Below are 24,246 nucleotides of genomic sequence, written 5' to 3'. Positions count from 1 at the left end.
TACAAGTTTACACTAACGGTCATGAAAAAACAAGGATGCTTCCGGTCTGTCAAGCCTTATCAGCGCTTATAATTCCATTCATCAGACGCGTATTTCGTCTCAGCCAGCTCATTGACAAATGCAAGCTCTTCAGACGTGAGTGTGTAAGGCTCAAGATGAATGTTCAGCCCTTCCTCAAAACCGGCTTTAAAAGCGATTCTGGCCTCATCCATCGTTACCCGTTTCGGCGCTAAGGCGTTGATGGCTACCGCTTTGTTTTTGAAATTCCGCTGCATGCGCTCACGGACTCTGTCGCTCGGATATAAAAACAGATCAAACAGCTTATCCTCATCAATGTCAAGCAGGATGGAACCGTGCTGAAGAATGACGCCTTTTTGGCGTGTCTGTGCGCTTCCGGCAACTTTCCGTCCTTCGACGACCAGTTCATACCACGAAGGTGCATCAAAGCAGACGGACGAGCGCGGATTTTTCAAGCTTTCTTTTTCTTTCTCTGTTCGCGGAATCGCAAAGTAGGCATCAAGTCCAAGGTTTCTGAATCCCTGCAGAATACCTTCTGAAATCACCCGGTACGCCTCTGTCACCGTGGCCGGCATTTCCGGGTGATCCTCTGAAACGATTACGCTGTATGTCAATTCTTTATCATGCAGAACACCCCGTCCGCCTGTCGGTCTTCTGACAAACCCGAGGCCGTGTTTATGTACTGCGTCAAAGTTAATTTCCTTCTTAATATTTTGAAAATACCCGACAGACAAAGTTGCCGGATTCCAGCCGTAAAAACGGATCACCGGAGGAATTTTTTTTTGGCTGTGCCAATATAAAAGCGCTTCATCCAGCGCCATGTTAAATGCCGGGCTTTCATTCCCTGAGTCAATAAACCGCCATGTTTCTTTTTCCATACACTGAACCCTTCTTTATCGTTTTAATAAAATCAGTTTAACAAACTGCCTTGAAAATGAAAAATATTTCGTTTCATTAAGGATGACAATCGCTTCATGCTTTACTATAATAGTATTTGTCCCAAAACGTCCGGTAAGCCTTGTTTTCAGGAAGCGGGGCTTTGATTTTATAAGCTAAAGGAGTAGAATCGCATTGTCTAATATGATTGCTTTAATTATTGTTGCGGCGTTTATCGTTTATATGATCGTGTCGTATTTTTACCAGCAGCGTTTAATGAAAACACTTACGGAAGAGGAATTCCGCGCGGGCTACAGAAAAGCGCAGCTGATTGACGTCCGTGAACCGAATGAATTTGAAGGCGGCCATATTCTCGGCGCGCGCAACATTCCGCTGTCACAGCTGAAACAGCGCAAAAGTGAAATCCGTCCTGATAAACCCGTTTATCTGTACTGCCAAAACAATGTCCGCAGCGGACGCGCGGCACAGACGCTCCGCAAACACGGCTGTAAAGATATTTACAACCTGAAAGGCGGATTTAAAAAATGGGGCGGAAAAATTAAAGCAAAAAACTAATCATAAAAAAGAGCTTCCGTATAAAACGGACAGCTCTTTTTTTTTACACCGTGTCAGCGGCTGCCGTCAAGTGTACGTTCGTATTTTAAAACGGGCTTTCTTGCCGCCTTGGTTTCATCCATTCTTTTGACAACTGTTGTATGCGGCGCCTCCTGAACGATTTCAGGCGATTCCTCCGCTTCCCGCGCAATTTGAATCATGGCATCTATAAACGCATCTAGCGTTTCCTTTGATTCCGTTTCCGTCGGTTCGATCATGATGCTTTCTTCAACATTGAGGGGAAAATACACAGTCGGCGGATGATAGCCGAAGTCTAAAAGCCGTTTGGCAATATCAAGCGTTCGTACGCCGAGCTTTTTCTGCCTTCTTCCCGATAACACAAATTCATGCTTGCAATGACGGTCATACGGGAGATCATAATAAGGCGCGAGTCTTCTCATCATATAATTTGCATTTAAAACCGCGTTTTCGGTCACAGCTTTTAAGCCGTCAGGCCCCATGGAACGGATATACGTGTAGGCTCTGACATTAATGCCGAAGTTGCCGTAATAAGGTTTTACACGCCCGATCGACTGCGGCCGGTCATAGTCAAAAGTCAAACGCCCCTCTTTTTTCGTGAGAACGGGTTTCGGCAGATACGGAATGAATTCTTTTTTCACTCCGACCGGACCTGAACCCGGTCCTCCCCCGCCGTGCGGCCCGGTAAATGTTTTATGCAGATTAAGGTGAACGACGTCAAATCCCATATCTCCCGGTCTTGCTTTACTTAAAACGGCATTTAAATTCGCTCCGTCATAATAAAGCTTTCCGCCGGCCTGATGGACGATTTCAGCCATTTCCGTAATGTTTTCCTCAAATAACCCGAGGGTGTTCGGATTCGTCAGCATCAGCGCCGCTGTTTCTTCGTTTACCGCTCTTTTCAAATCTTCAATGTCAACCAGTCCGTGCTCATTTGACTTAACGGTAATCGTTTCAAAACCGGCGACCGTGGCGGATGCCGGATTCGTACCGTGGGCTGAATCAGGGACAATCACCTTCGTCCGTCCGAAGTCTCCCCGTGCTTCGTGGTAGGCGCGGATCATCATCAGGCCGGTCCATTCGCCGTGAGCGCCCGCCGCAGGCTGCAGCGTCACCTCGTCCATGCCCGTAATCTCCTCCAAGTGCCCGCTTAAATCGTATAAAAGCTCAAGCGCCCCCTGAACCGTGCCCTCGTCCTGAAGCGGATGAATGGCGGAAAAACCTGCGATCCGGGCAATTTTTTCATTTAATTTCGGATTGTATTTCATCGTACAGGAGCCGAGCGGATAAAAGCCTGAATCAACTCCGTGGTTCCTCTTAGAAAGAGCGGTATAATGCCGCATAATATCGAGCTCGGATACTTCCGGCAGCTTTGCGTCTTCATCGCGGATATAGTCACCGGGAAGAAGGCTTTCAAGCTCTTTTTCCGGCACATCAAGCTCCGGAAGGCTGTAACCGATACGCCCTTCGCGGGACATTTCAAAAATAAGCGCCTGATCTTGATTATTCATGTTGATCCCCCAATCCCGCAATAAGCGAATCGATCTCTTCTTTTGTTCTCAGCTCTGTGACGGCAATGAGCATATGCTGATTCAGTTCCGGATACGCAAGGCCTAAGTCATATCCGCCGATTATGCCGTCTTGCAGGAGCCGCCGGTTTGCTTCCTTGACGGGAAGATTCAGCCTGACGGCAAATTCATTAAATATCGGGCCGTCAAATGCTACGTGCAAGCCGGCTTTTTCCGCTTGGCGTCTCGCGTAATCAGCTTTCAATATATTTTGGCGGGCCATGTCTTTGACGCCGTTTTTTCCGAGCGCCGTCATCGCGGCTGAAGCCGCTAAAGCATTCAGCGCCTGATTTGAACAAATGTTAGACGTGGCTTTGTCTCTTCTGATATGCTGCTCGCGCGCCTGAAGAGTGAGAACAAAACCTCTTCGCCCGTTTTCATCCTCCGTTTGGCCGACAAGCCGGCCCGGCACCTTTCTCATCAGTTTTTTCGTTACTGCAAAATAGCCGCAGTGCGGGCCGCCGAACGCCGCAGGTATGCCGAAAGGCTGCGCGTCCCCGACGACGATATCAGCTCCGTATGCCCCGGGCGGTCTCAAAATACCGAGCGCGAGCGGGTTTGAAGAAACAATCAGCTGGCTGTTTCCTTTATGTGCGAGCGGCTCAATGTCCTTTAACGGCTCGATTTGTCCAAAGAAGTTCGGATACTGGACGATCACGGCGGCCGTTTCATCACAAACGGCATGTTCCAATGCTTCAAGATCTGTGACGCCGTTTTTCGCGGGCACCTCTACAACCTCAATATATTGGCCCTTTGCGTATGTTTTCAAAACATCCCGCGATTCCGGATGAACGGCTGCGGAAATGACGATTTTTTTCTTTTTCGTATGTCCCGACGCAAGCATCGCCGCTTCCGCCAGCGCCGTTCCCCCGTCGTACATAGAGGAGTTTGCGATATCCATTCCCGTTAATTCACAGATCATCGTTTGAAATTCAAAAATCGCCTGCAGCTCTCCTTGTGAGATTTCAGGCTGGTAAGGCGTATATGCCGTGTAAAACTCTGATCGGGATATCACATGATCGACGATAACCGGCTGGTAGTGATCGTACACTCCTGCACCCAGAAAAGATGCATATGTAACAGCGTCTTTATTTTTCGCCGCAAGCTTCGTCAGCTCTCTCGTCAGCTCTGTTTCTGATTTTGCTTTTTTAATTTGGTAGTCTTTTTGAAACCGTACATTTTCCGGAATATCGGCAAACAGTTCATCAATTGTTTCTGCGCCGATGGCTTTCAGCATTTCTTTTTTATCCTGTTCTGTCGCGGGCAAATATCGATGCTTCATATGACTCTCCTTTTTCAGCTCTGTTTTGGACGTTTATAAAACGGTGTGCGGACAATCTTCGCTTTTACCGTTTTTTTACGGATTTCCACTTCTACTTCCGTTCCGACTTCACTGAATTCCGTTTTGATTAAGGCAAGGCCGATATTTTTCTTTAAAGTCGGAGATTGCGTGCCTGTCGTGATTTCACCGATCGGAACACCGTCTTTTTTCACGGCGTACCCGTGTCTCGGAATCCCTTTTTCAATCATCTCAAGTCCGACCAGCTTTCGCGGGGCTCCTTTTTCTTTTTGTTCGCGCAATACAGACTTCCCGAAAAAATCGGAATCTTTCTTGTGTTTCACGGCAAATCCGATTCCGGCTTCAATCGGTGTAATATCTTTCGTCAATTCCTGACCGTATAAAGCAAGCTTCGCTTCAAATCTCAGCGTATCACGGGCGCCGAGGCCGCACGGAACGAGGCCTTCATGCTCTCCCGCTGCAAGTATCTCCTTAAATAGATGAACCGCATCTTCATTGCGGCAATATAACTCAAATCCGTCTTCACCGGTATAGCCTGTTCTTGAAAGCAGGACTTGTCGTCCGGCAACGTCCGCCCCATCAATAAATGTAAACGGCTTTAAGGAGGACAAATCACATTCAGTCAGCTTCGTAAGAACCGACTGAGCATTCGGCCCCTGAACAGCAAGCAGTGAAATCCCGTCAGACTGATTCGTCAGCGTGACATCGCCTTCCGCATGTTCCGTCAGCCAGGCGATGTCTTTTTCAATATTAGACGCGTTAATCACGAGCAGATAGCAGCTCTCGCTTTTCTGATAGATCAGCAAGTCATCGACCGTACCGCCGTCAGGATAACACATGGCGGTATAAAGCGCGTTTCCCGGCTTTAAATCGGCAACGTCATTTGTCATCATTTTTTGCAGAAAAGACAGGGCGTCTTTACCGGATACTTCGACTTCCCCCATATGAGACACATCAAACAGGCCCGCTTTTGTGCGGACGGCTTCATGCTCCTCTTTAATAGAAGAAAATTGAACCGGCAGCTCCCATCCTCCAAAATCAATCGTTTTTCCGCCGTATTCTTTATACACGTCATAAAGCGGTGTTCGTTTCAGCATCATCTTCCCCCTTCAGTCATTGGCGCATTGTAAAAACATATAAAAAAGGACAGAGAAACACCTCATGAAAATGAAGGTTTCTCTGTCCCGGCACCTGAAAGTTTACTTTATGAACATATCATAAAGACGTCCCCTTTGGTGGTCTGCTGCTTCTAAGTGCAGACACTCTCCAGAGTTGCGTCGAGCAAGAGTTCTTTTGCCTGAGAGATTCACTCCGCAGTTTGCTCCTTCGGCGCCCGGACGCCCATCTTTCGTCCGAGTCTCTCCCCTTGCTGTCATTCGCTCATATTTACCAATTTTATGGACATACTAAAGCAATATCTTTTAGTGAAATCATTACTTATATCCTACCACCCTCATTTACGTCCGGCAACAAAAATTATGATAAATCAGTTTTTTAAAAGAAAGGCGGTTTTGTTACATATGACAGCAGAGATCATATTTGATGCAAACTGGCCGGGAGAGTTTTCTGAGCGGCTGAAAACGGACGGTCCCTGGTCAAATTGGGAGATGTACAAACTGTCGGCTGAAGTCCAGCAGACCCTTGCCATTCCTGAATTTGAAGGGTTGAGGGCTCCTTTATACCTGCCCGATTTCACTCCGCTTCCCCATCAGCTTGAGGTCGCGCAGAAAGTCGTTGAAAAAATGAACGGCAAGGCGATTTTGGCTGATGAAGTGGGGCTCGGAAAAACGGTGGAAGCGGGCCTGATTTTAAAAGAATATATGATTCGCGGGCTGGCCAAAAAAATCCTGATTCTTGTGCCGGCATCACTCGTTTCCCAGTGGGTGAAAGAGCTTCAGGAGAAGTTTTTAATACCCGCTGTTGAACAGAAGAAAAGCTATGTGTGGGAACAGTGCGATATCGTCGTTTCTTCTATTGATACGGCCAAACGCTCGCCTCACAAAGACATTGTCCTTTCTATTCCGTATGATCTCGTCATTATTGACGAGGCGCACAAGCTCAAAAACAGCAAAACGAAAAATTATGAATTTGCGAGAAGTCTTGTGAAGAAATACTGCCTGCTTCTGACGGCGACGCCGATTCAAAACCGGATCGAAGAAATCTTCAATTTAGTGTCACTGTTAAAGCCCGGCCATTTAGGAAACGAAAGCGGATTTCAAGAAACCTTCAATCAGAAGGACGGGATTGACGCTCATGAGCATTTGAAAGAACTCGTCAATAAGGTGATGATCCGCAACACGCGGAGCGACACCGGCCTTACATGGACGAAGCGCCACGTGGAAACAGTGCCGATCACCTTTTCACCGACGGAACAGGCGCTTTACGATGACATCGCCGCACTGAAAAACGGCACGGAAAAGCCCGCAAGCGCATTTTCCATTATGACGCTGCAAAGAGAATGCTGTTCAAGCAGGGAAGCCGTGTATATGACGCTCAAAAAAATGCTTGACCAAAAAGACAAACAAGCGCCCGCATTCGATGATCAGACGATCGCTAATTTAATGGACCGCATCAATCAAGTCACGCAAAACTCAAAAGCAATTCAAGTTGTTGACTTGATCCAAAAGATTAATGATAAAGTCATTATTTTTACTGAATACAGGGCGACACAGATTTATCTGCAATGGTTCCTTCAGCAGAACGGCATAAGCTCCGTTCCGTTCAGAGGCGGATTTAAACGCGGGAAAAAAGACTGGATGAAGGATCTCTTCCGCGGCAAAGTGCAGGTGCTGATCGCTACAGAAGCCGGAGGCGAAGGGATCAACCTGCAATTCTGCAACCATATTATCAATTATGACCTCCCGTGGAACCCGATGCGGCTTGAACAAAGAATCGGAAGGATTCACAGACTCGGTCAGGAAAGAGATGTCCATATCTACAATATGGCGACAAAACATACGGTGGAAGAGCATATTTTAAAACTTCTGTATGACAAAATTCATTTATTTGAAAATGTCGTCGGAGAATTAGATGACATTTTAACAAAAATCAAAGTGAGCAATTTTGAAGACCATTTGCATGATATTTTATGCCATTCGCTGACAGAGGAAGAAATGAGAATCAAAATGGACAATCTCACCTCTTTTCTGTCGTACGGTACGGAAAAGCCCGCCAGAAAAAAAGGATCTTAATCTAAAAGGAGGAAGCGCGACATGAGACAGCAGGAGGTTCACGAATTTTTACTGCGCTTTTTTGAAGCGAACCACTGTCCGATTACAGAACACGGGCCGGGTTTTATGACGGTTCAGTTGACGGTCGAGATGGACAAACAAATTATGAACCGCCCGTTTTATTGGCATTGGCGTGAAAAAACGGGCGGCGAACCGAACCCGATGAAGATCACGTTCATCACTGATAAAGAAACGGCTCCGGAGGATATGGACGGCGAATTTATTTACTTTGGAGCCCCGCGCCTCTTTCAAATCTTTCAAGCAGTTAAACAAAATGGGAGATTTACAAGAATATATGAGAAAATTGTATCAGCCGGAGCCAGAGTGCCGCTTCAGCCCTGGCTTGGATTAAATGTAGTGATTTCATACCAATCCGACATGAAAAAAGACAGACTTTTGTCTTTAGGCCTGCATCTTGTTTCTGGAACAATTATAGAGGGGTTTCAGCAGAAGCTTGCACCGCTTCCGCTGACCTCGCAAATATCAGACTATTGCTTTACCATATCGCCGATGATTAAGCCGGAAAGCGGAATTAAAAGAATGGAGCATTACTTAAAAGACGCTGCCGCCAAAGAGCCGTCAGCCTGGGCTGACAGCGCGATCGCCAGATGGAAAAAGGACCTCAGGCTGCTCGATCAGTTTTATGAGCAGACAGAGGAAAAACCTGAGGAATACCATTTGGAAAAACAAGCGCTGAAAGCCTTATATCAGCCGAAAATTCACATTCAGATTGAAAACGGCGGTTTATTTTTCCTGCAAAGTAATTTTTCTGGATAAGCGTTATCCATTCGACACCTTTCCCGTTTTTTCTGGAAATTCTATATTATAATAAAAGTATATAGAAAAAATTTCTGGCGTTTCGCATGCGATGAATCACTTCCAGACATGTAAAGATAAGGTCATGGGCGGATTGGCTGAAATACATAAACAAGTATTTTAGGAGGAGAAAATGCATGAAAAATGCAAAAATGGAATTTTCGCAATTAGATAAGGAATGGGTTGAGCTGATATTAGAAGCCCAAAAAGCAAATATCAGCCTAGAAGAAATACGCAAATACCTGCTTTCGCATAAAAAGTCTTCTCAACATATCCAGGCAGCCAGAAGTCATACCGTAAATCCTTTCTGAATGTGCTATAATATCACAAGGAAGGTGATGACATTGATTGGCCAGCGTATTAAACAATACCGAAAAGAAAAAGGCTACTCACTATCAGAACTAGCTGAAAAAGCTGGGGTAGCGAAGTCTTATTTAAGCTCAATAGAACGAAATTTACAGACGAACCCCTCCATTCAATTTCTCGAAAAAGTCTCCGCTGTTCTGGACGTCTCGGTTCATACTTTACTTGATGAAAAACATGAAACCGAATACGATGGTCAATTAGATAGTGAATGGGAGAAATTAGTTCGCGATGCGATGACATCCGGGGTATCAAAAAAACAATTTCGTGAATTTTTAGATTATCAAAAATGGAGAAAAGCGCAAAAAGAGGAGTAGTGCCGCCATATGTGCACAACTCCTCTTTTAACTGTCCGACTTTCGGATTAGTTTTTATCCTCACTGTGAGCCTTTTCATTTTCCTTGACGTAACCGTCTTTATCCGTATGATCTTTCGTAATGGTCAAGCCGTTCCATTGCGTTGCTTCAAAAGAGAATTGAAGAGAAATCGCATTGCCTTGGAACTTGTTTTGCACACTTAATCCGTCCGCAGTTTTTGCGGTGTCATTTTTAAATTGGATTTCCATTCTCACCTGGTCATAATCAGCAGGCGTTTTCGGAACTCCGTCGTACTCAGGAGCTGTTTTGCCGTTAATGGTTGCTACATTGACTTTTCCGCTCTCACTCAGGAATTTCGGATCAATGTGCTTGCTGATCGCTTCGGCAGCTGCTTTATCCTGTTTTGTTGACATTAAGTATAAGTCTTTCAGGCTGGCCGCCTTCAAAATGATATTTTTAGGATAGCCGTTGCCCCCTTCTTTACCGACTGTCAGAACCGTAATTTCAAACTGACTGAGGAAATCCTCCGCAGATTCATTTCCTTTCTTTGCTCCTTTAAAGTCAGTAAAATTCAAAGCCATCAGCACTTCTTTAATGGCAAGTGAACCGTTGTTTCTGAATTCAAAATCTTTCGTCAATTTATCACCTGGTTTTAAGTTTGACAAATTGACATTGGCTGATTGTTCTTTAGCCGATAAATCAAGTGTTCCTGACGCAAATGTAGCGTCTGTCGACTTCACATCATTAAATGCGGCCCATGTGCCTCCTCCTACTAATGCTAAACCGAGTGCGGCTGAGGCAACGCCCAAGCTTAATTTCTTTTTCATACCCATGTCTGTACTCTCCCCTTACTTTTTATTTTTGTTATCAAATCCTGTCGCCAGGTTGCAACCGTATTCATGTAGAGATGGTTCACTTTTTCGCATGTTCTTCCAGCGCTTTCGTTTTCCGCTCAATATCGCGGAGGGCGCTGACGATGACTGTTATTGAGTAAATCAAAAGCATGACGCCGGGAACGATTAACAGAATCGCCGTTCCGATCGGCTGGCTGGCCAAATGGATGACATATCCGGCATACGGAAGCTGATATCCCGTATACTGGGCCGCCACTTTTTCAGCTTGAACGGGTGCGGCATCCGGGGCGGCATTATGGTCCCCTTTTGTCTCAAACAGCAGGTTCCCGTCCTTTTTTGTGATACCGATTATTCTGTGTGTGACGGCTGTTCCGTCATCTTGCGTAAAGGTGATCACATCCCCTTTTTCTAAGTCATTCACGTCAGAAATTTTCTTTACCGCTATGAGCGAACCCGTCTTAAATTCCGGGTCCATTGAACCCGACAGCACGGATTTCAGCGTATAGCCGAAGATGGCCGGCTCACCCCCGGAAGCCCGGGTCGAAATCACCGTTAACGTCAGCACAATAATCAAGCTGAAGATGACGGCATACAAAATATTACTGATCAGTTTCAGCGTTTTTTTCATGTTCTTCCCCGCTTTCTTTTACCGGCTCAGCCGGCTCTTTCTCCGTTTTCTTTAGATCGGAAACGGTCGCCTGTTCCCGGCATTTGACGAGTTTCATCGGTTTTGACCACTCAAATTTTTCTTCGTCCGCCGGATACCCTTCAGGCTTGTAAACCTTGAATGCGTATATGCCCGGCTGCAAAGACCGCTTTGACTTAATTTTATAAATCGTTTTGCTTTTTTTATCAGTAATAAGCCCTTTTTCCACAACATTGCCGTTTCGTAAAGGCTGCTGCTGAGAAGCGATTTTATGGAGCTCCCATTTCCAGTCAGAAACAGTCCGCTCTTTTCCCTTATTCTCCAGCTCGGCATAGAGCTGAAGCGGCGCACACACGGTGCCTGACGTATCAGTTTGATTTGTTATATGTAAATCACTTTGATCCCAGCGTTCGTCATAACGGCAATCGTCATCCGTATATTGAAAATCTCCGCACGTTTGAACCTGGAGACTGAAGCTTTTTACATCATTGAAGGAGGAACTTGTATCACCTGTGAACTGAGCACATATCGTCACGGACAGGCAAAAAATGAACGAAAGCCGTAAAAATAGCATCATCCGCCATCTCACCTTGCCCTTTTTTTCCATTCGCAACAATCGGAACATGCCTTACCCCCTGTAAAACTGTTAATAAATATGACAACCGTTCTCTTTAAAGAACTGTATGAACAAAGTATAATCAAGGATTATCGTCTTGAAAAATGTCAAAATCGGTCAAATTGTTCGTTTTTGAGAATGGTATCTTTTAAAAACAGCGTTTTGCTTCAAATTACACACCTTTTTGGAATTTTTTCTAATAAAACGTGAGAAAATAACGAGGTGCCTAGAACAAAATGGAAAGTATATACAGCGAAAGGACGAAGAATGATGATCAAACAAAGTCTGATTTGCCTTTCTCTTCTTGTTTTCGGGGTTTCAGGAACAGCTCAGGCGGAAACGGTGCCTTATTATGCTGTTCACCATAAATCAAAATGGGAAAAGTTAGCAGAAAAGGAAGCTAAAAAAAGATATCCGCTCGCCCAAACGTTATTTATTCAAAAGGTGTGGGATCGGAAAAGAACGGACGAAGCAGTCAAGCAATACCACTTGACATTGCGGGATGGCGCAAAAGAATTTGGCGTGTTTGTTACGATTTCTTTTAATCCCTACAGCCAAAAGGTAAATAAAATTGCCGTCATTGAGGAATACCAATAAGGCCCTCCTGTATCAGGAGGGCCTTTCGTGTGATTCACTTTATTTTTTCCGCTGCATCCACAGCTTAAAACTATACGGCAATATTCCGAACCAGTGCTGAGAAGCCGGCACTTTCTTTTCTTTCCGCACTTCTTTTCGCTCTCTCCGTTCCTGTTTCGGCGTATCGAAATATTTAACGAATTGCTCAGTCATATATTTTACATAATCATTTGTTTTCACGGCTCTCACCTCATAGTGCTGTCTTTACTATGAAGTGTTGTCCCGCCGCCTCTTTTTTATACTTCCGTCCATTGAATCAGCTGTTTCTTCTTCTGATCGAACAAAAGGTGAGCCTCCCGTCTCGTTCCTGTCGTTGTTTCCGCCTGAATTGTAACCTGAACCGTTTCCCGGCGATCACTCCCCGTGATGTGAAAAGAAACGGTGCCATACGGAAAACGCTGTGTACCAGTTTGGACCTTTTGTCCCTGTGTCATATGGCGGCTTGACAGCAGCGCGCCGTTTTGGAGCAGGTTCTCTCCGGTCCAGTACTCCCCGGCCTCTTTTGCAAATGTTTTTCGGGTGATGAAATCAGATGAAGTATAGCTGATGACAAGTAAAACTGCGGCAGAAACAAACAGAACCGCGGGATATATAAAACCGTCAGATTTGTACATTTAATCACCTTTAAAAAAGCTGTAAACCGGAATGACCGCCTGATTCTTTTTACCTGCAACGCTTGAGATCTCTAATAAGAGCAGGCCGTTTTTCACATCAGCCGTTAATGATGCCGCGTTTTGCAGGATCGGCACGTGGCCTTTTCCGTTTACTCTTTTCCTTATCATCTTATGATAAATTTCAAAACGCACTTCTTCGCCTCCTGTTTTCCGGCATGCTAACGCCCGTCCGCCGTCCGCCGGCTTCACAGTCTCAGCCTGTTTACATTCGTTCATGATCTGCTGAACGGCAATTTGATGCTCCCGGCTGTCTAATCCGCCGTTATCGGTCCGGTTTGATAAAAACAGATGTAAAATCGGGCCCAAGGTGCCTGATAGGAAAAGACAGACTGCCAAGGAGAACAAAACATTAAGAAGCGTAAAGCCAGTCTGTTTTGAGAATGCTGAGGCACATTTCTTTTTCGCTGCGGTCAGCCGTACACACTTTGTAATACTCACCATCCTCCTTCCACTTCACACCGGGAGACGGCGGCTTTTTTCCGGTCATCATATAAGTGCTGATATGTTTCTGAAGAAGCTGGTACGCTTCATGGCGATCTTCTATTTTCAGACCATCAGTCAGCATGCCCGTCCAGACCGGAATGATAGACGTCATAAGGAACAGCCAAATGGCCATTGCTGATAGTGTTTCAATAGTAGAGAACCCCTTATTTCCGTTTAGCATGGACATTTCCGCTCCCTAAGTAAACTGTGATCTCATAGGTGAACCCGGCGCTCTTCAATTGAATCTTTCCTCCCGAATTCGGATGGCCTTTTTCGTTAAATTCAAGGCTCTCCGGTAAAGTCACAAGTGTAATGTGAAGCGAATCAAAGGAACGCTCGACAATCCTTCCGCCTGACTGCAGTTTATATTTATGCTCTTTTGGAAGAAAAGTGATTTTTGTTCTTTTATGTTCTGCGATAGCCGTTTCCTGAGCAAGCTGAATATCTTTTTGGAGCTGTTCTGTTTTTTGCCGCACGGCAAGGTGGGTGTAGGCCGGCGGAACCGTCGTGAACAAAACCGTCAGCAGGACGGACGCCAGGCTTAACACAATCAGGCTTTCAAGAAGGGTAAACCCATTTTCTGTCCGCCTGTTATTGTTCAACTGTAACTTCTCCGCCACTAATTAAGATCTGTTTACCATTCGGGCAGGCTGTATTCTTTTTGATATACCCCTCTGATTGTAAATCGTTCATATCCGGCATTTTACCTTCATGATCGATTTCGTACGCCGTCACTTGGGCTTTCACCATATTCTGCAGTCCTTCACAGCCTTTATGCTGAATGCTTTGATTATGTTTTGTAACGTTAGGAATGGTGATTAAAAGCAGAATGGAAACGATAAATAAAACGATCAGCATTTCAATTAAAGTAAATCCATCTTGATTTTTCAGACGAAGCACTCCCTTACATTTGGTTCATCATCTGGTACATCGGCATCAGCATTGACATGTAGACAATTAAAATCATACCGGCCACAACACCGTAAATGACAGGCTGGAGAATGCCGGTATACTTCGCCGCGTTTTGTTCAAGACGCTCCATCATAAACTGGCTGTACGTATAAAGTTCGCGGTGAAGCAGGCCGTTTGCCTGTCCGTGGCTGACTGCAGCCGCAAGGTCTTTTTCATAACACGGATGCCCGGAAAGAGCGGATTCTATGGTTTCTCCGGCTTTCAGACGTGTAATGAGCATCTCTGCTTCTTCACGATAAAAAGGCAGAAAAGATTGTTCTTTAAAAGCTGTTAAGCTGTCATAGATAGAAAGGCCGGATTTCAGAAGACTGCTGAGCTGTAAAGAGAAAAAGTAGCTGTTAAAAAGAACGGCCGCTTTTCCTAAGAGGGGTATTTTCACAACAATCAGCATTTTATCTTGCGGGGATTTTTTTTTACATAAGAACCAAACGTACAAAAACAAGCAGAAAGCGGCGGACAGCGCCAGTGCGCAGGCTTCATGAAAATGCCGAAAAAACGCAAAGATGAAAGCAGTCGTACCGGATGTATTCATATTCATTGATTGATAAATCCCAGCAAACTGCGGAATAATTAAACTTTGCAGAATATAAAACATGACACAGACGGAAGATATTAAAAACATCGGATACCGGAGCATTTTTTTGATTTGATTCGTCTGCATGAGCTTTCTCTGTAATAATTCGCCGCTTTGTTTCATCGCCCCCGGCAATTCCCCGTGTTTCTCCGCGAAATAGCAGATAGAGACGGCTTCTTTATGAAAAGACAGTGCCTCAAGCACTTGGTAAAACGCATCACCTTCCCTCAGCCGGCGGATTCCGTCCGTCAGCTCTGCAAGCTGACGTTTATGCAGCTGGAGTTGCAGCAGTCTGAGCCCTTCAATCAGACTGTATCCTTTTTCCGTCATTTCACCGAGCCTTTTCAAAAAAGCCGCTTGATCCTTCAACGGCCAGGTTCGTTTAATCCGCTTCATGATACACCCACCGATCGTAATTGTCGGTCGTGACATAGCCGAGCGCGATTCCTTTTCTGATCAGCCTGCGGAGCGTCTGATATTGAAAATTGGCGTGCTCTCCCTTTGCTTCCTGAAAGCATTGGGTGAGGTTTTTCCCGTAGAGCAGTTCATAAATGCCCGCACGGCGTGTCTGCCTGTACATCCGGCAGTACACGGAACAGTTTTCCTCTTTGCAGAACGGACATGTTAAATCAACCAGACGCTGAGCGGCAATGGCAATGACGGTTTGTTCAATTTCTGTCATGTTCACGCCGAACTCCAGCAGCCTGTATATGGCGCCCTTAGCATCTCTTGTATGCAGGCTTGAAAGAACGAGGTGTCCCGTCATGGCCGCGCGGACTGCGATTTCAGCCGTCTCGGCATCCCTGATTTCCCCTAAGATGATCATATCGGGATCATGTCTTAAAATCGCTTTTAAACCGGCGGAATATGTGACTCCGGCTTTTTCATTCACCTGAACTTGCAACACATCCTCATCTCTTGTTTCTACGGGGTCTTCAAGCGTGACAATACGCCGGTTGAAATGCCTTTTTGCATAGTTGACAAGCGAGTAAAGAGTGGTCGTTTTTCCAGATCCGGTGGGGCCGGTAAACAGAAGCAGGCCGTGCGAATGCTTCAGAAAGGACAATAATGCGGCGCCCGCCCCCCGAAATAAGGACAATTTATCCAGAGGGGGAATCTGCCGCTTAGGCAAAAGCCTGATGACAAGACTTTCATCATTCATTGTCGGCAAGGTTGACATTCTCAAATGAACGGTTTCCGTCGGAAGCGGCAGAGACAATGACCCGTTTTGCGGCTTACGTCTTTCTCCTATATCCATGGCCGATAAAAACTTAAAATGAGAAATAAGCCTTACGCATTCCTCTTTTTTTAAGACTCTTTTTTTCACAAGAGCATGGCCGATGCGAAAATGAATGAAAGCATCCCTTTCTCTCGGCACAATGTGTATATCTGAAGCCCTTGCCGTATAGGCCTCGTTTATGATGTTCCTGCTGTATGTTTCTATATTTTTCACAAGACTTCCCTCCTTCCGCACGTATTGTAAATCAGATACACAAAAGCCGGCAAAGGAGAGATTATGCGTTTTACAGTGTGTAAAACGTAAAAAAATAAAAATAAGCCCCCTGACATTGATTTACCGAATGAAATCCGGAACCATTCGGCCATTTTCAGCCATCAAAAAAAGCAGGCGTATGCCTGCTCTTCTTAGCGTTTCTTTTCTTTCCGCAAATATTTTTTTTGATGCTCCTTCAAAATGTCCCCTGTCCAGCCTTTCTGCCGCAGATAAATATAAATCAGCAGGGTTGATACAATAATGAGCACGATGGAACAAATATACGCATATTTCCAATGAAGCTCCGGCATGTTATCAAAGTTCATCCCCCAGAGAGCTCCAAGCGCCGTCATCGGTGTAAAGAGAGTTGTAAAGATCGTCAAGGCTTTCACAATTTCATTTCCTCTTTGGGAGGTAATGACTTCCTCGGCGTGCAGCAGATTGCTCAGTTCCTGATCAAACTCATTGATATATGTAATTCCTCTTTCCATCTTTTGATGAGCTCTGAGGTAATCTTTCTGCCTGTCATTTTTCGGGAGAAAAGCTTCTTTTAAAGCCATTTCCACTTTTTGAGCCCCCAGTGTAAGGCCTTTCCAAATGAACAGCTCATGGCGCAGTTTATGCACATTTTCCAAGATTCCTTTGCTGTTGTCATCATGAATCTGCCATTTCAGCGTCCGCTGCTTGACTTCAAATTCATCCAGTCCGATCAGATAGGAATTCATCAGCTCTCCCAGCAGAACAAAAAAGCCTTCAATCGGATTTTCACAGGTTTGAATCTGCTGTGTGGCATGCTTTTCTTTTACACCGCGCAGCAGCGAAAAATCAAAATTAATTGTAAAAAAGAAGTCTCTCGTAATATAAAAGTGAAATACGGTATGGTTTTTTTCATCATCTAATCCTTGATGATAGATTAAAGAACCGAAAACCGCTTCATTATTCTGATCATTTGTATCTGAGCGCAGAAAGTTTATATGATTTTCATGTTCAAACCACTTTTCGCATTGCGGCCAGTGATTGTGATGGATCATTTTTTTCGCTTCCGTTTTTTCATGCGGACCGAGCTGGTACCACAGCCAGTCCGCTCCCGAATGTACCTTCATCTCTTGTCATCCTCCAGTATCGCTTTCTTGTTTTATTACCGTAAATGAGGCGGGCTAAACCAGGCTCGATGTTTGAGCAGCTTTCTACAGTGGTATTATTCCGAAAAAAGGGAGGTGCAAGCCTTCCTTCGCGGAAGGCGTTACATTGTATATCATCAAACTATCTGCCATCGTACTATTTATTTTATTAACGGCGTGTTTTGTCGCCATAGAGTTTTCAATCGTTAAAGCAAGGCGCTCCCGCATTAATCAGCTCATTGAGGAAAATGTAAAAGGAGCAAAAGCAGCCAAGCATGTCATTACACACCTCGATGAATATTTATCGGCGTGCCAATTGGGCATCACCGTCACCGCTTTGGGGATCGGCTGGCTGGGTGAACCGACAGTCAAAGCAATGCTTCAGCCGTTATTTTTAAAGACCGGAGTTCACGAAGCGGTTGCCCAAGTCCTGTCATTGATCATCGCCTTTCTGCTGGTTACATATGTGAATGTCGTTATCGGCGAACTCGCCCCGAAAAGTTTTGCTATCCAAAAAGCCGAGCGGATTACACTTTTGTCTGCCAGACCGATGATTTTGTTTTATAAGTTAATGTTTCCGTTCATCTGGCTGCTCAATCATTCCGCCCGCCTGATTACAGCCATGTTCGGCTTGAAGCCTGCTTCCGAACATGAAATGGCTTATACGGAAGAGGAATTGCGGGTGCTCCTGGCCGAAAGCTATCGAAGCGGCATGATTAAAAAAAGCGAGCTGCATTACGTAAATAATATTTTTACATTTGATAAGCGCACTGCCAAAGAAATTATGGTGCCCCGGAATGAAATGGTGAGTCTGCCGTTAGACAGCGGATCGGGACATATGCTCCGGGACATTATCAAAACAAATAAATATACCCGGTATCCCGTAGTAAAAGGAGATAAAGATCATGTAGTCGGCATCATCAATATAAAAGAAGTTTTATTCAGATTCCTGTCAGAAGGAGCGGCGTTTACAAAACACGAACTCAGCCCTTACATCCAGCCGGCGATCCATGTGATTGAGACGATTCCGATTTATCAATTATTCGTTAAAATGCAGCGGGAACACGCCCATATGGCCATTCTCATTGATGAGTACGGCGGAACCGCGGGATTAGTAACGGCGGAAGACATCATTGAAGAGATCGTCGGCGAAATCCGCGACGAATTTGATACGGACGAAACACCTTCCGTTCAAAAGCTTGGGAAGAACCGCTATCTCCTGAACGCCAAATTGCTGATCAGTGACGTCAATGATGTACTCGGAACAGAGATTACGGCTGATCAAGTCGATACACTCGGGGGCTGGTTTCTTACTCAGGATATTGACGCGAAGCCCGGGAGCACCATTGATTTTGAATGCTACACATTTACGGTAAAAGAAATCGACAGCCATCATATCATTACGATTGAAGCTGACAAAGCTGAATAGCTGAGGGAGACATCCCTCCCGGCCATTCAGCTTTTTATCATCTTAATGATTCTTTTACGATAAATCCGTTTTTTGCCAGCGCTTTCGCCAGACTCTGCTCCGTTTTCACCTGAGAAAAATCGATGCCGAGCTTCACGACGGTCTGCGCGATTTCCGGCCTGATGCCTGAGATTGTCGTTTCTATGCCAAGAAGTTTTGTGCTGTCAATCACTTTAAAAATCTGATAAGCGACCATCGTATCCACAATCGGCACACCTGATATATCTAAAAATAAATAAGAAAGACGGAGTGAAGAACATTGGTCAAGCACCGATTCCAAAATCATTTTTGCCCGGTAGGTGTCAATTTCGCCGACGAGCGGCAAAATTCCAATACCGTCGGCAATCGGCATAATCGGCGCACTTAGTTCGTTAATCATTTCTTTTTGGGCGTTTAATTGTGTAACCGTCACTTTATAATATTCCTCTGTAAATACTTCAATCATATGGTCAATTGCTTTGTTCAGCTTCTCTCCCCAATGGAATACCGCATTCGCCCCAGGCTTCTCAGACATTGTTTCACAGCACGTCTGTATGCGGTTCCAGACCAATCTCCGGAATTCTTTAAAGCTCGTGACGCTTTCATAGACCGGTACTTCATGGACGGCCCGGTCCCTTGCGAACTGAAGCGCCCATTTTGTCAGCTCCTCTTCCCCGCCGTCTTTTTCCGATAAAATGCCGGCAACGATTTCAATTAACAGACGGTGCTGCATTTCCGCTTTCTGATCATCTGTAGGCCGCCCCGATTTTGGTATGAGCAGCCACTGGCGTGTGATTTCACCTGATTCTTCAATTAAGGTTCGAGATAATGTTTCACTCAAATGTTTCACGGGTCTCCTCCATTCAAATTCCTTTGTATGTATAAATCGGCGCCGGACGCACATACTGTAATTACATCCGANCCATTCAAATTCCTTTGTATGTATAAATCGGCGCCGGACGCACATACTGTAATTACATCCGATGGGCTATAGCCAAGCGGTAAGGCAATGGACTTTGACTCCGTGATCGTTGGTTCGAATCCAGCTAGCCCAGTCCCGCAACCGCAAAAAACGAAGATTAGCTGATAAATTTTGATCAGCGGATCTTCGTTTTTCTCTTATGATACAGATTGATGTACCGTTTTTTTCTTCGTCAGCTTCATCAGTTCTCCTGGATTGTATCCGATAACGAGCTTATTTCGATCGATCAGAATCGGACGCCGCAGCAGTTTCGGCTTCTCAGTCAAAAGCTTCAGCACTTCATTTACAGTCATTTCTTCAATGTTCAGGTTGAGATTTTTAAATGTTTGACTTCTCGTCGCCAATATTTCATCAATTCCTTCAGTCGTTAATGATAAGATCTGCTTCAATTCATCAATTGTCGGTGTCTCCCTGAATAGATGGCGCTCTTGAAAGTCAACATTGTGGGCTTTTAACCAATGTTTCGTTTTTCGGCATGATGTGCAGCTCGGGTATGAATAAAAAATAAGTTCTTTCATTTTTAAAAATTCCTCCCTCGGATAATCCGTCTCTTTGTTAACATAAGTACCCTGAACTTTTTTTCATTAAACATATTTCAAAAAGATTTTTCGGATCTTTTTCAGAGGGCGGCATAAGATATAAAACACAGGGAAAGACATAAATTCCACAATAAATATAATCATGAAAATGTTTACATTTCGAGTGCCGATCTATTATAATAAACTTCAGATAGACTCTCGGGAGGGGATAAGGAATGAATCGCATGTTCCGGGTGTTAGGATTTTGGACGGGGATATTTGCAGTCATGTTTTTTTTAGGGGGCATGAAAGACGCTTCACTTTTGTTTTTTGGACAGACGATCTTTTTCGTATTTCTTTCTTATTTGAATCTGACTGAGCGGATGTATATTTATATTTTCGGAGCTTACTTAACCGTATTTTTCGCCGGATTTACATATTACTCTATTTTTATTATGACACCGGGCGGCGGAACCCACTGACAGAAAAAGACAGACCGATTATGGTCTGTCTTTTTTCATTTACAGTGAAAAACCATTGATAAACGGGTTTCGCTCCTGCTCTGTCTGAATATCCGTTTCCGGCCCGTGCCCGCTTAACACAAGTGTATATCCGGGAAGCGTGAGCAGTTTTTGATGAATGGAATCAAGCAATACGTCCTGACTTCCGCCGTGTAAATCAGTGCGGCCGATGCCTCCCTGAAAGAGCACATCACCTGAAATCACCAGATCCGCGTCCTTCACATAATAAGAAACGCTTCCCGGTGAATGTCCCGGCGTAAACAATGTCTCCAAATGGAAAGGCCCGATGTCCAATATGCCGTCGCCTTCGATGAGCCGTTCGGCGGGCCGTGCCGTTACGGCGATGCCACGCAATATGCCCGATCCGTTTAAGGAAGAGTCCTCCAGCCACTTTTCTTCATTTTTGTGAAGATATACGGGAACATCCCATCTGTCTCTTACTTCGTCAAGCGCGCCGATATGGTCAAAATGGGCGTGCGTCAGTAAGATGGCCAGCGGCTTCAGATTGTTTTCTTTTATGTAATTGTTGATTTTGTCCGCTTCTCCGCCCGGATCAAAAATAAGACAGGACTGATCCTCACTGACAAGAAAATACGCGTTTGCCTGAATCGGACCGGCCGGCATTCGTCTCCATTTCACTTTCATCACCTCTTTATGTATATGCCCTTATTATGAAGGTTTTCTGCGGAAGATTCAATGAATGCGGCCGGGAAAACGCTATCGACAAACAAAATGAAAACGGTTAAAATGAAATGGAAAGATTTTCAGGTTCCAATGACAAAGGAGGAGCATGATGTTACTTGTTGTAATCTTCGGCCTTGTCGCATTATTAGCTGTATTAGGAGTCCTGCGGGCTGTCAGACAGAGAAATATCCTGGGATTTTTGTTAGCCGCCGCCACGCTGGGCGTGTTTGGCTGGTTTACCGTAATGACCGTTGTAACCAGCGGCTATCCGACTGCACATTAAAAGCCTGTATCCAATGGATACAGGCTTATTTTTTATTGCTGCAAATGTTTGCTGACACTTTTGATTTTGCTCTCCAGTGTCGTTTCTTTATCACGTCTGTCATCAATGCGGATATTTGTCGCCACTCTGTGCAGCCCTTTTTGGAACGGGGCTTCGTGAATGTCCTGAATGACTGCGAATAAGTCGCTCAGCTCACCTTCAATCAAAGTGTTCATCGGCGTGAGCTGAAATTTGATCTTGCCGGCAGCTTTGTAACCCTCCAAAATGTTTTGCACATCCGCTACATACTCACTGACGCTCGGTGTTTTTGTTCCGATCGGAATGATTGTCACATCTGCAATTGCCATTTGGTTCAAACTCCTTTTTCATTTGTTATGATTGGTTCTGTCATGCCTGTTTTCAGTGAAATCAGACGGTCATACGTAAAGCCGTATAAAGCGTATTCCCCGTTCGGAGAGATCTGAATCGGCTCCATTTCCGTGTTTTTGAGCACCGTCCGCTCCCGTTCGTCTCCTAAGTCAAAGCTGATCAGATTGTAAGAGCGGCCTTCAGGCTTGAATATGTAAAACCGCTTGTGTGTCTGATCGTAATCATATTCCATCGGCGCAAAGCTCTGATACTTTTTTTGGAGAGGAAAGCGGTGCGTCACGGATGCCGGCTTTTGGAAAAGGAACTCGCCGTCTCCGTCCGATTGATCCGTTTGTCTGACGGCAATCGTCATGCCCGGGCGGGAATCGGCCCAGATGACGTGATGAAGCACTCTTTTTTCTTTTTTTGTCTGCAAGTCATAAGAATATAAAGGACCCTCTTCCTCCGTTTTTCCTTGCTTGATATATTGGAATTCATCAGTGGAGGTCCAATGGACAAAAGGAGCCTGAACGGGACTCTTTTTTAAAATGCCGTTGTTCATATCGGCCGTATAGGCAGTGAAGTCCCATGTTTCAGTAAAAACGGTAATCATCATTTGATACGGGTCATACGGATTCCAAGCCGTCTCCAGTTCATAAGAGTTAAAGGCTTTGTGATAAAGTCTTTTCCCCTGCTTGTTCATAAGCACAAGCTCAGTCTGACCGCTGCTTGTCACCTGTACGAGAATCAGCTGTTTTTTCCGGCTGATCTTTACATTGACAATATTGCCCTTTGTTTCATAGAGCCGTTCGGATTTTCCGCTGAAAAGATCATATTTCATCAGCTGATGATGTGCTGTATACAGGATCGTTCTGTTATCCAGCCATCCTTCCGTTTTCTCCGCTTCCTTTTTACTGAGCGGAACGATTTTCTGTTCTGCCGATTTTGCCGAAACGCCTGTGTCTTGCTGCTGATGAGATGGTTCACAGGCCGCTAAACACAGAACGAATGCGGACAGCAGAACACAAACCAAGTATCTCACCAGCCTTCCCTCCATTCTTTTCTATTGTCCCATATTTGTTTATGTAAACAAATGAGAAATTTCACAGATGTCTCAAAAAACAAGCGACCTCCACAAAATACCTTCCGTCGCTTGATAAATATCAGCAAACTGATGAAAAGGCAAAGGGTTTTTTCCCTTCCCGAGCTCAATGGTATAGCCCTCTTTTCCATACTGCTGTATAAACCAATCCCTAAAACCCGCATGGCTGTCAATGGTTTTAACGCCTTGATAGCGGTTTCCGCTTATCGCTTCAAACTCCCGAATCATCCGGGATGATTGCTCCGGTTCACATTCTTCGTATCCCCAATAAATCTCTTCTCCTTGCGTATGAAGAGCGATCAGCCGGTCAGGCGGCTGCTCCGTTATCAGCCGGTGCATCGCCTGCGCCTCCGGTTCAGTGAGCGGCGCCGTCCCCGGAAAATCACGGTATGAAGGGGCTTTCGGTTTGCGCCTCTGTTCAATATCCCAATTGGATGGGAAATGTTTATTTAAATCCACACCGTTTATATTTGCCTTCCATTCGCGGAAATCCCGGCGGTGTTCATTTAATCGATTAAGAAATTCATTTTTTTCTGATAAATCTTCACATCCGTAAAGTACGAGATCAACACCGTCGGGATTTACGAGCGGAACGAATGACAATGATGTCAGGCTGAATATATCAAGCGCAGAGTGCCCGAAAACGGTTTTATTTTCGCATAATGCCGCGCAATATTCTTTACACCATATAAGCGCGACCGAGGTGGTGATCCATTCATTGGCATGAAATGAGGCGTTTACATGGACTTTTCTTTCAGCCGTATCCGCACCTATTTTCAGCTCATAAAGCGGCTTTCCCAATACGGAACTGCCGATTTTACGGCACGTGACAAACGGAAAGACATCCGTTATTTTCTCAATTTCTTCATAAACCGATTCGGAGCCGTACACCTTTTCTTCCTTCACCCATTGATCAGCGGAAAGAATCCTTTCACAGTGCCGGATGTATCGCGAAAGCCCGCTCAGCGTCTCAAGCGGCGGACCCTCTGACTGCCCGCTCACGGCAAAGCCGGGACAAAATAATTCATCGCTTTCCGCCGTTTTATCAGCGGCTTTCAACAGTTTTTCATCAATTGAAAGCACCTTTGCAATATCTTTCATATGCTGTTTCAATTCAGGTTTGACACGAATTGCCGCCATGTTCATCCCCCTTTTTTAAAAACTATATGACAGGGGAGATAAAAAAAGAAAGCCGCCCCGCGATATGGGCA

At 45.1% G+C, this 24,246-nt stretch carries 31 protein-coding genes, 1 tRNA gene and 1 riboswitch; of the genes, 10 read left to right on the top strand and 22 right to left on the bottom strand.

Translation table 11 applies throughout. The annotated features are described in order from the left end of the window. Positions 1-59: 59 nt before the first annotated feature. Positions 60-896, bottom strand: coding sequence for a lipoate--protein ligase family protein (locus D5S11_RS08120; protein WP_015240200.1), 837 nt, complete (start codon positions 894-896; stop codon positions 60-62). A 193-nt stretch (positions 897-1,089) separates the two neighbouring features. Between D5S11_RS08120 and D5S11_RS08115 the strand changes: the two genes are divergently transcribed. Continuing rightward, positions 1,090-1,470 carry a rhodanese-like domain-containing protein gene (locus D5S11_RS08115; protein ID WP_007408335.1) on the top strand — a complete coding sequence of 127 codons (381 nt, stop codon included), beginning with the start codon at positions 1,090-1,092 and terminating at the stop codon, positions 1,468-1,470. A gap of 53 nt (positions 1,471-1,523) precedes the next feature. On the opposite strand, the gene gcvPB is transcribed toward D5S11_RS08115, so the two are convergent. From gcvPB to gcvT, 3 genes are read right to left on the bottom strand one after another with little or no spacing between them, the layout of a single operon-like run. Further along, positions 1,524-2,999, bottom strand: coding sequence for an aminomethyl-transferring glycine dehydrogenase subunit GcvPB (gene gcvPB, locus D5S11_RS08110; RefSeq protein ID WP_085342187.1), 1,476 nt, complete (start codon positions 2,997-2,999; stop codon positions 1,524-1,526). Next, on the bottom strand, positions 2,992-4,338 hold the full coding sequence (gcvPA, locus tag D5S11_RS08105) for an aminomethyl-transferring glycine dehydrogenase subunit GcvPA (RefSeq protein WP_072589379.1): 1,347 nt from the start codon (positions 4,336-4,338) through the stop codon (positions 2,992-2,994). Before gcvPA ends, gcvPB begins: the two co-directional genes overlap by 8 nt. A 14-nt stretch (positions 4,339-4,352) precedes the next feature. Further along, positions 4,353-5,453 (bottom strand): glycine cleavage system aminomethyltransferase GcvT, encoded by a 1,101-nt coding sequence (gene gcvT / locus D5S11_RS08100; protein ID WP_032866432.1) that lies wholly within the window; start codon positions 5,451-5,453, stop codon positions 4,353-4,355. Between the two features lie 178 nt (positions 5,454-5,631). Beyond that, positions 5,632-5,732: riboswitch (glycine riboswitch) on the bottom strand. A 144-nt stretch (positions 5,733-5,876) separates the two neighbouring features. Here gcvT and D5S11_RS08095 point away from each other — a divergent pair. From D5S11_RS08095 to sinR, 4 genes are all read left to right on the top strand, one after another. Beyond that, the gene (locus D5S11_RS08095) at positions 5,877-7,547 is read left to right on the top strand and encodes a DEAD/DEAH box helicase (protein ID WP_031378948.1); all 1,671 of its coding nucleotides are present in this window, start codon (positions 5,877-5,879) and stop codon (positions 7,545-7,547) included. Positions 7,548-7,568: 21 nt separating this feature from the next. Beyond that, positions 7,569-8,363 carry a YqhG family protein gene (locus D5S11_RS08090; RefSeq protein ID WP_007612541.1) on the top strand — a complete coding sequence of 265 codons (795 nt, stop codon included), beginning with the start codon at positions 7,569-7,571 and terminating at the stop codon, positions 8,361-8,363. A 176-nt stretch (positions 8,364-8,539) separates the two neighbouring features. Continuing rightward, complete coding sequence (sinI, locus tag D5S11_RS08085) at positions 8,540-8,713, top strand: anti-repressor SinI (RefSeq protein WP_003153105.1); 174 nt, start codon at positions 8,540-8,542, stop codon at positions 8,711-8,713. A gap of 33 nt (positions 8,714-8,746) precedes the next feature. Further along, positions 8,747-9,082, top strand: a complete 336-nt coding sequence (gene sinR, locus D5S11_RS08080; RefSeq protein WP_003153104.1) for a transcriptional regulator SinR — start codon at positions 8,747-8,749, stop codon at positions 9,080-9,082. 47 nt (positions 9,083-9,129) lie between these two features. Here sinR and tasA read toward each other — a convergent pair whose 3' ends face one another. The 3 genes from tasA to tapA form a co-directional block, all read right to left on the bottom strand. Beyond that, complete coding sequence (tasA, locus tag D5S11_RS08075; RefSeq protein WP_007408329.1) at positions 9,130-9,915, bottom strand: biofilm matrix protein TasA; 786 nt, start codon at positions 9,913-9,915, stop codon at positions 9,130-9,132. Positions 9,916-9,994: 79 nt separating this feature from the next. Next, positions 9,995-10,564, bottom strand: coding sequence for a signal peptidase I SipW (gene sipW, locus D5S11_RS08070; protein WP_085342188.1), 570 nt, complete (start codon positions 10,562-10,564; stop codon positions 9,995-9,997). Further along, on the bottom strand, positions 10,536-11,207 hold the full coding sequence (gene tapA / locus D5S11_RS08065; RefSeq protein WP_085342189.1) for an amyloid fiber anchoring/assembly protein TapA: 672 nt from the start codon (positions 11,205-11,207) through the stop codon (positions 10,536-10,538). The genes sipW and tapA overlap by 29 nt, the downstream gene beginning before the upstream one ends. 258 nt (positions 11,208-11,465) lie before the next feature. On the opposite strand from tapA, the gene D5S11_RS08060 reads away from it, so the two are divergent. Further along, positions 11,466-11,795 (top strand): DUF3889 domain-containing protein, encoded by a 330-nt coding sequence (locus tag D5S11_RS08060; protein WP_012117979.1) that lies wholly within the window; start codon positions 11,466-11,468, stop codon positions 11,793-11,795. Between the two features lie 39 nt (positions 11,796-11,834). Here D5S11_RS08060 and D5S11_RS08055 read toward each other — a convergent pair whose 3' ends face one another. The 9 genes from D5S11_RS08055 to D5S11_RS08015 form a co-directional block, all read right to left on the bottom strand. Continuing rightward, positions 11,835-12,014 (bottom strand): YqzE family protein, encoded by a 180-nt coding sequence (locus D5S11_RS08055; RefSeq protein ID WP_003153093.1) that lies wholly within the window; start codon positions 12,012-12,014, stop codon positions 11,835-11,837. Positions 12,015-12,070: 56 nt separating this feature from the next. Further along, positions 12,071-12,448 carry a competence type IV pilus minor pilin ComGG gene (gene comGG, locus D5S11_RS08050; RefSeq protein WP_108724823.1) on the bottom strand — a complete coding sequence of 126 codons (378 nt, stop codon included), beginning with the start codon at positions 12,446-12,448 and terminating at the stop codon, positions 12,071-12,073. Further along, a complete protein-coding gene (gene comGF / locus D5S11_RS08045) occupies positions 12,449-12,949 on the bottom strand; it encodes a competence type IV pilus minor pilin ComGF (RefSeq protein ID WP_258566475.1) in 501 nt (166 codons plus the stop codon). Continuing rightward, positions 12,858-13,172: a competence type IV pilus minor pilin ComGE gene (gene comGE / locus D5S11_RS08040; protein ID WP_007408323.1), complete on the bottom strand. Its 315-nt coding sequence runs from the start codon at positions 13,170-13,172 to the stop codon at positions 12,858-12,860. The genes comGF and comGE overlap by 92 nt, the downstream gene beginning before the upstream one ends. Continuing rightward, on the bottom strand, positions 13,156-13,593 hold the full coding sequence (gene comGD / locus D5S11_RS08035) for a competence type IV pilus minor pilin ComGD (protein WP_012117983.1): 438 nt from the start codon (positions 13,591-13,593) through the stop codon (positions 13,156-13,158). Before comGD ends, comGE begins: the two co-directional genes overlap by 17 nt. Next, entirely contained in the window at positions 13,583-13,891 is a 309-nt protein-coding gene (gene comGC, locus D5S11_RS08030; RefSeq protein ID WP_003153087.1) for a competence type IV pilus major pilin ComGC, read from the bottom strand. The genes comGD and comGC overlap by 11 nt, the downstream gene beginning before the upstream one ends. A gap of 4 nt (positions 13,892-13,895) precedes the next feature. Beyond that, positions 13,896-14,933, bottom strand: coding sequence for a competence type IV pilus assembly protein ComGB (gene comGB / locus D5S11_RS08025; RefSeq protein ID WP_032866436.1), 1,038 nt, complete (start codon positions 14,931-14,933; stop codon positions 13,896-13,898). Further along, entirely contained in the window at positions 14,920-15,990 is a 1,071-nt protein-coding gene (gene comGA, locus D5S11_RS08020; RefSeq protein ID WP_012117985.1) for a competence type IV pilus ATPase ComGA, read from the bottom strand. The genes comGB and comGA overlap by 14 nt, the downstream gene beginning before the upstream one ends. Before the next feature lie 191 nt (positions 15,991-16,181). After that, positions 16,182-17,132 (bottom strand): magnesium transporter CorA family protein, encoded by a 951-nt coding sequence (locus D5S11_RS08015; protein ID WP_032870601.1) that lies wholly within the window; start codon positions 17,130-17,132, stop codon positions 16,182-16,184. Between the two features lie 145 nt (positions 17,133-17,277). Here D5S11_RS08015 and D5S11_RS08010 point away from each other — a divergent pair, with 145 nt between their 5' ends. Beyond that, a complete protein-coding gene (locus tag D5S11_RS08010) occupies positions 17,278-18,579 on the top strand; it encodes a hemolysin family protein (RefSeq protein WP_108724822.1) in 1,302 nt (433 codons plus the stop codon). A 37-nt stretch (positions 18,580-18,616) separates the two neighbouring features. On the opposite strand, the gene D5S11_RS08005 is transcribed toward D5S11_RS08010, so the two are convergent. Next, on the bottom strand, positions 18,617-19,447 hold the full coding sequence (locus D5S11_RS08005) for an STAS domain-containing protein (RefSeq protein ID WP_015240214.1): 831 nt from the start codon (positions 19,445-19,447) through the stop codon (positions 18,617-18,619). Positions 19,448-19,581: 134 nt separating this feature from the next. Between D5S11_RS08005 and D5S11_RS08000 the strand changes: the two genes are divergently transcribed. Then, positions 19,582-19,652: transfer RNA gene (locus tag D5S11_RS08000), tRNA-Gln, on the top strand. Positions 19,653-19,716: 64 nt separating this feature from the next. Here D5S11_RS08000 and D5S11_RS07995 read toward each other — a convergent pair. Further along, entirely contained in the window at positions 19,717-20,097 is a 381-nt protein-coding gene (locus D5S11_RS07995; protein ID WP_003153079.1) for a Spx/MgsR family RNA polymerase-binding regulatory protein, read from the bottom strand. A gap of 236 nt (positions 20,098-20,333) precedes the next feature. Between D5S11_RS07995 and D5S11_RS07990 the strand changes: the two genes are divergently transcribed. Continuing rightward, entirely contained in the window at positions 20,334-20,579 is a 246-nt protein-coding gene (locus D5S11_RS07990) for a DUF2626 domain-containing protein (RefSeq protein WP_003153078.1), read from the top strand. Positions 20,580-20,618: 39 nt separating this feature from the next. On the opposite strand, the gene D5S11_RS07985 is transcribed toward D5S11_RS07990, so the two are convergent. Further along, complete coding sequence (locus D5S11_RS07985) at positions 20,619-21,257, bottom strand: MBL fold metallo-hydrolase (RefSeq protein ID WP_012117988.1); 639 nt, start codon at positions 21,255-21,257, stop codon at positions 20,619-20,621. Positions 21,258-21,411: 154 nt separating this feature from the next. On the opposite strand from D5S11_RS07985, the gene D5S11_RS07980 reads away from it, so the two are divergent. Continuing rightward, positions 21,412-21,585, top strand: coding sequence for a DUF2759 domain-containing protein (locus D5S11_RS07980; protein ID WP_003153076.1), 174 nt, complete (start codon positions 21,412-21,414; stop codon positions 21,583-21,585). Between the two features lie 32 nt (positions 21,586-21,617). Here the strand turns inward: D5S11_RS07980 and D5S11_RS07975 are convergent, their stop codons facing one another. From D5S11_RS07975 to D5S11_RS07965, 3 genes are all read right to left on the bottom strand, one after another. Continuing rightward, the gene (locus D5S11_RS07975; protein ID WP_003153073.1) at positions 21,618-21,932 is read right to left on the bottom strand and encodes an MTH1187 family thiamine-binding protein; all 315 of its coding nucleotides are present in this window, start codon (positions 21,930-21,932) and stop codon (positions 21,618-21,620) included. A gap of 5 nt (positions 21,933-21,937) precedes the next feature. After that, positions 21,938-22,975, bottom strand: a complete 1,038-nt coding sequence (locus tag D5S11_RS07970) for a YqgU-like beta propeller domain-containing protein (RefSeq protein ID WP_020956082.1) — start codon at positions 22,973-22,975, stop codon at positions 21,938-21,940. Positions 22,976-23,047: 72 nt separating this feature from the next. After that, the gene (locus D5S11_RS07965; RefSeq protein WP_108724821.1) at positions 23,048-24,175 is read right to left on the bottom strand and encodes a M14 family metallopeptidase; all 1,128 of its coding nucleotides are present in this window, start codon (positions 24,173-24,175) and stop codon (positions 23,048-23,050) included. Between the last annotated feature and the right edge of the window lie 71 nt (positions 24,176-24,246).

This window comes from Bacillus sp. L75 (assembly GCF_003676355.1).
Classification (GTDB): domain Bacteria; phylum Bacillota; class Bacilli; order Bacillales; family Bacillaceae; genus Bacillus; species Bacillus velezensis.
The sequence above is the reverse complement of the archived record's forward strand: the minus strand, read 5'-3'. Positions and strand labels throughout refer to the sequence as shown.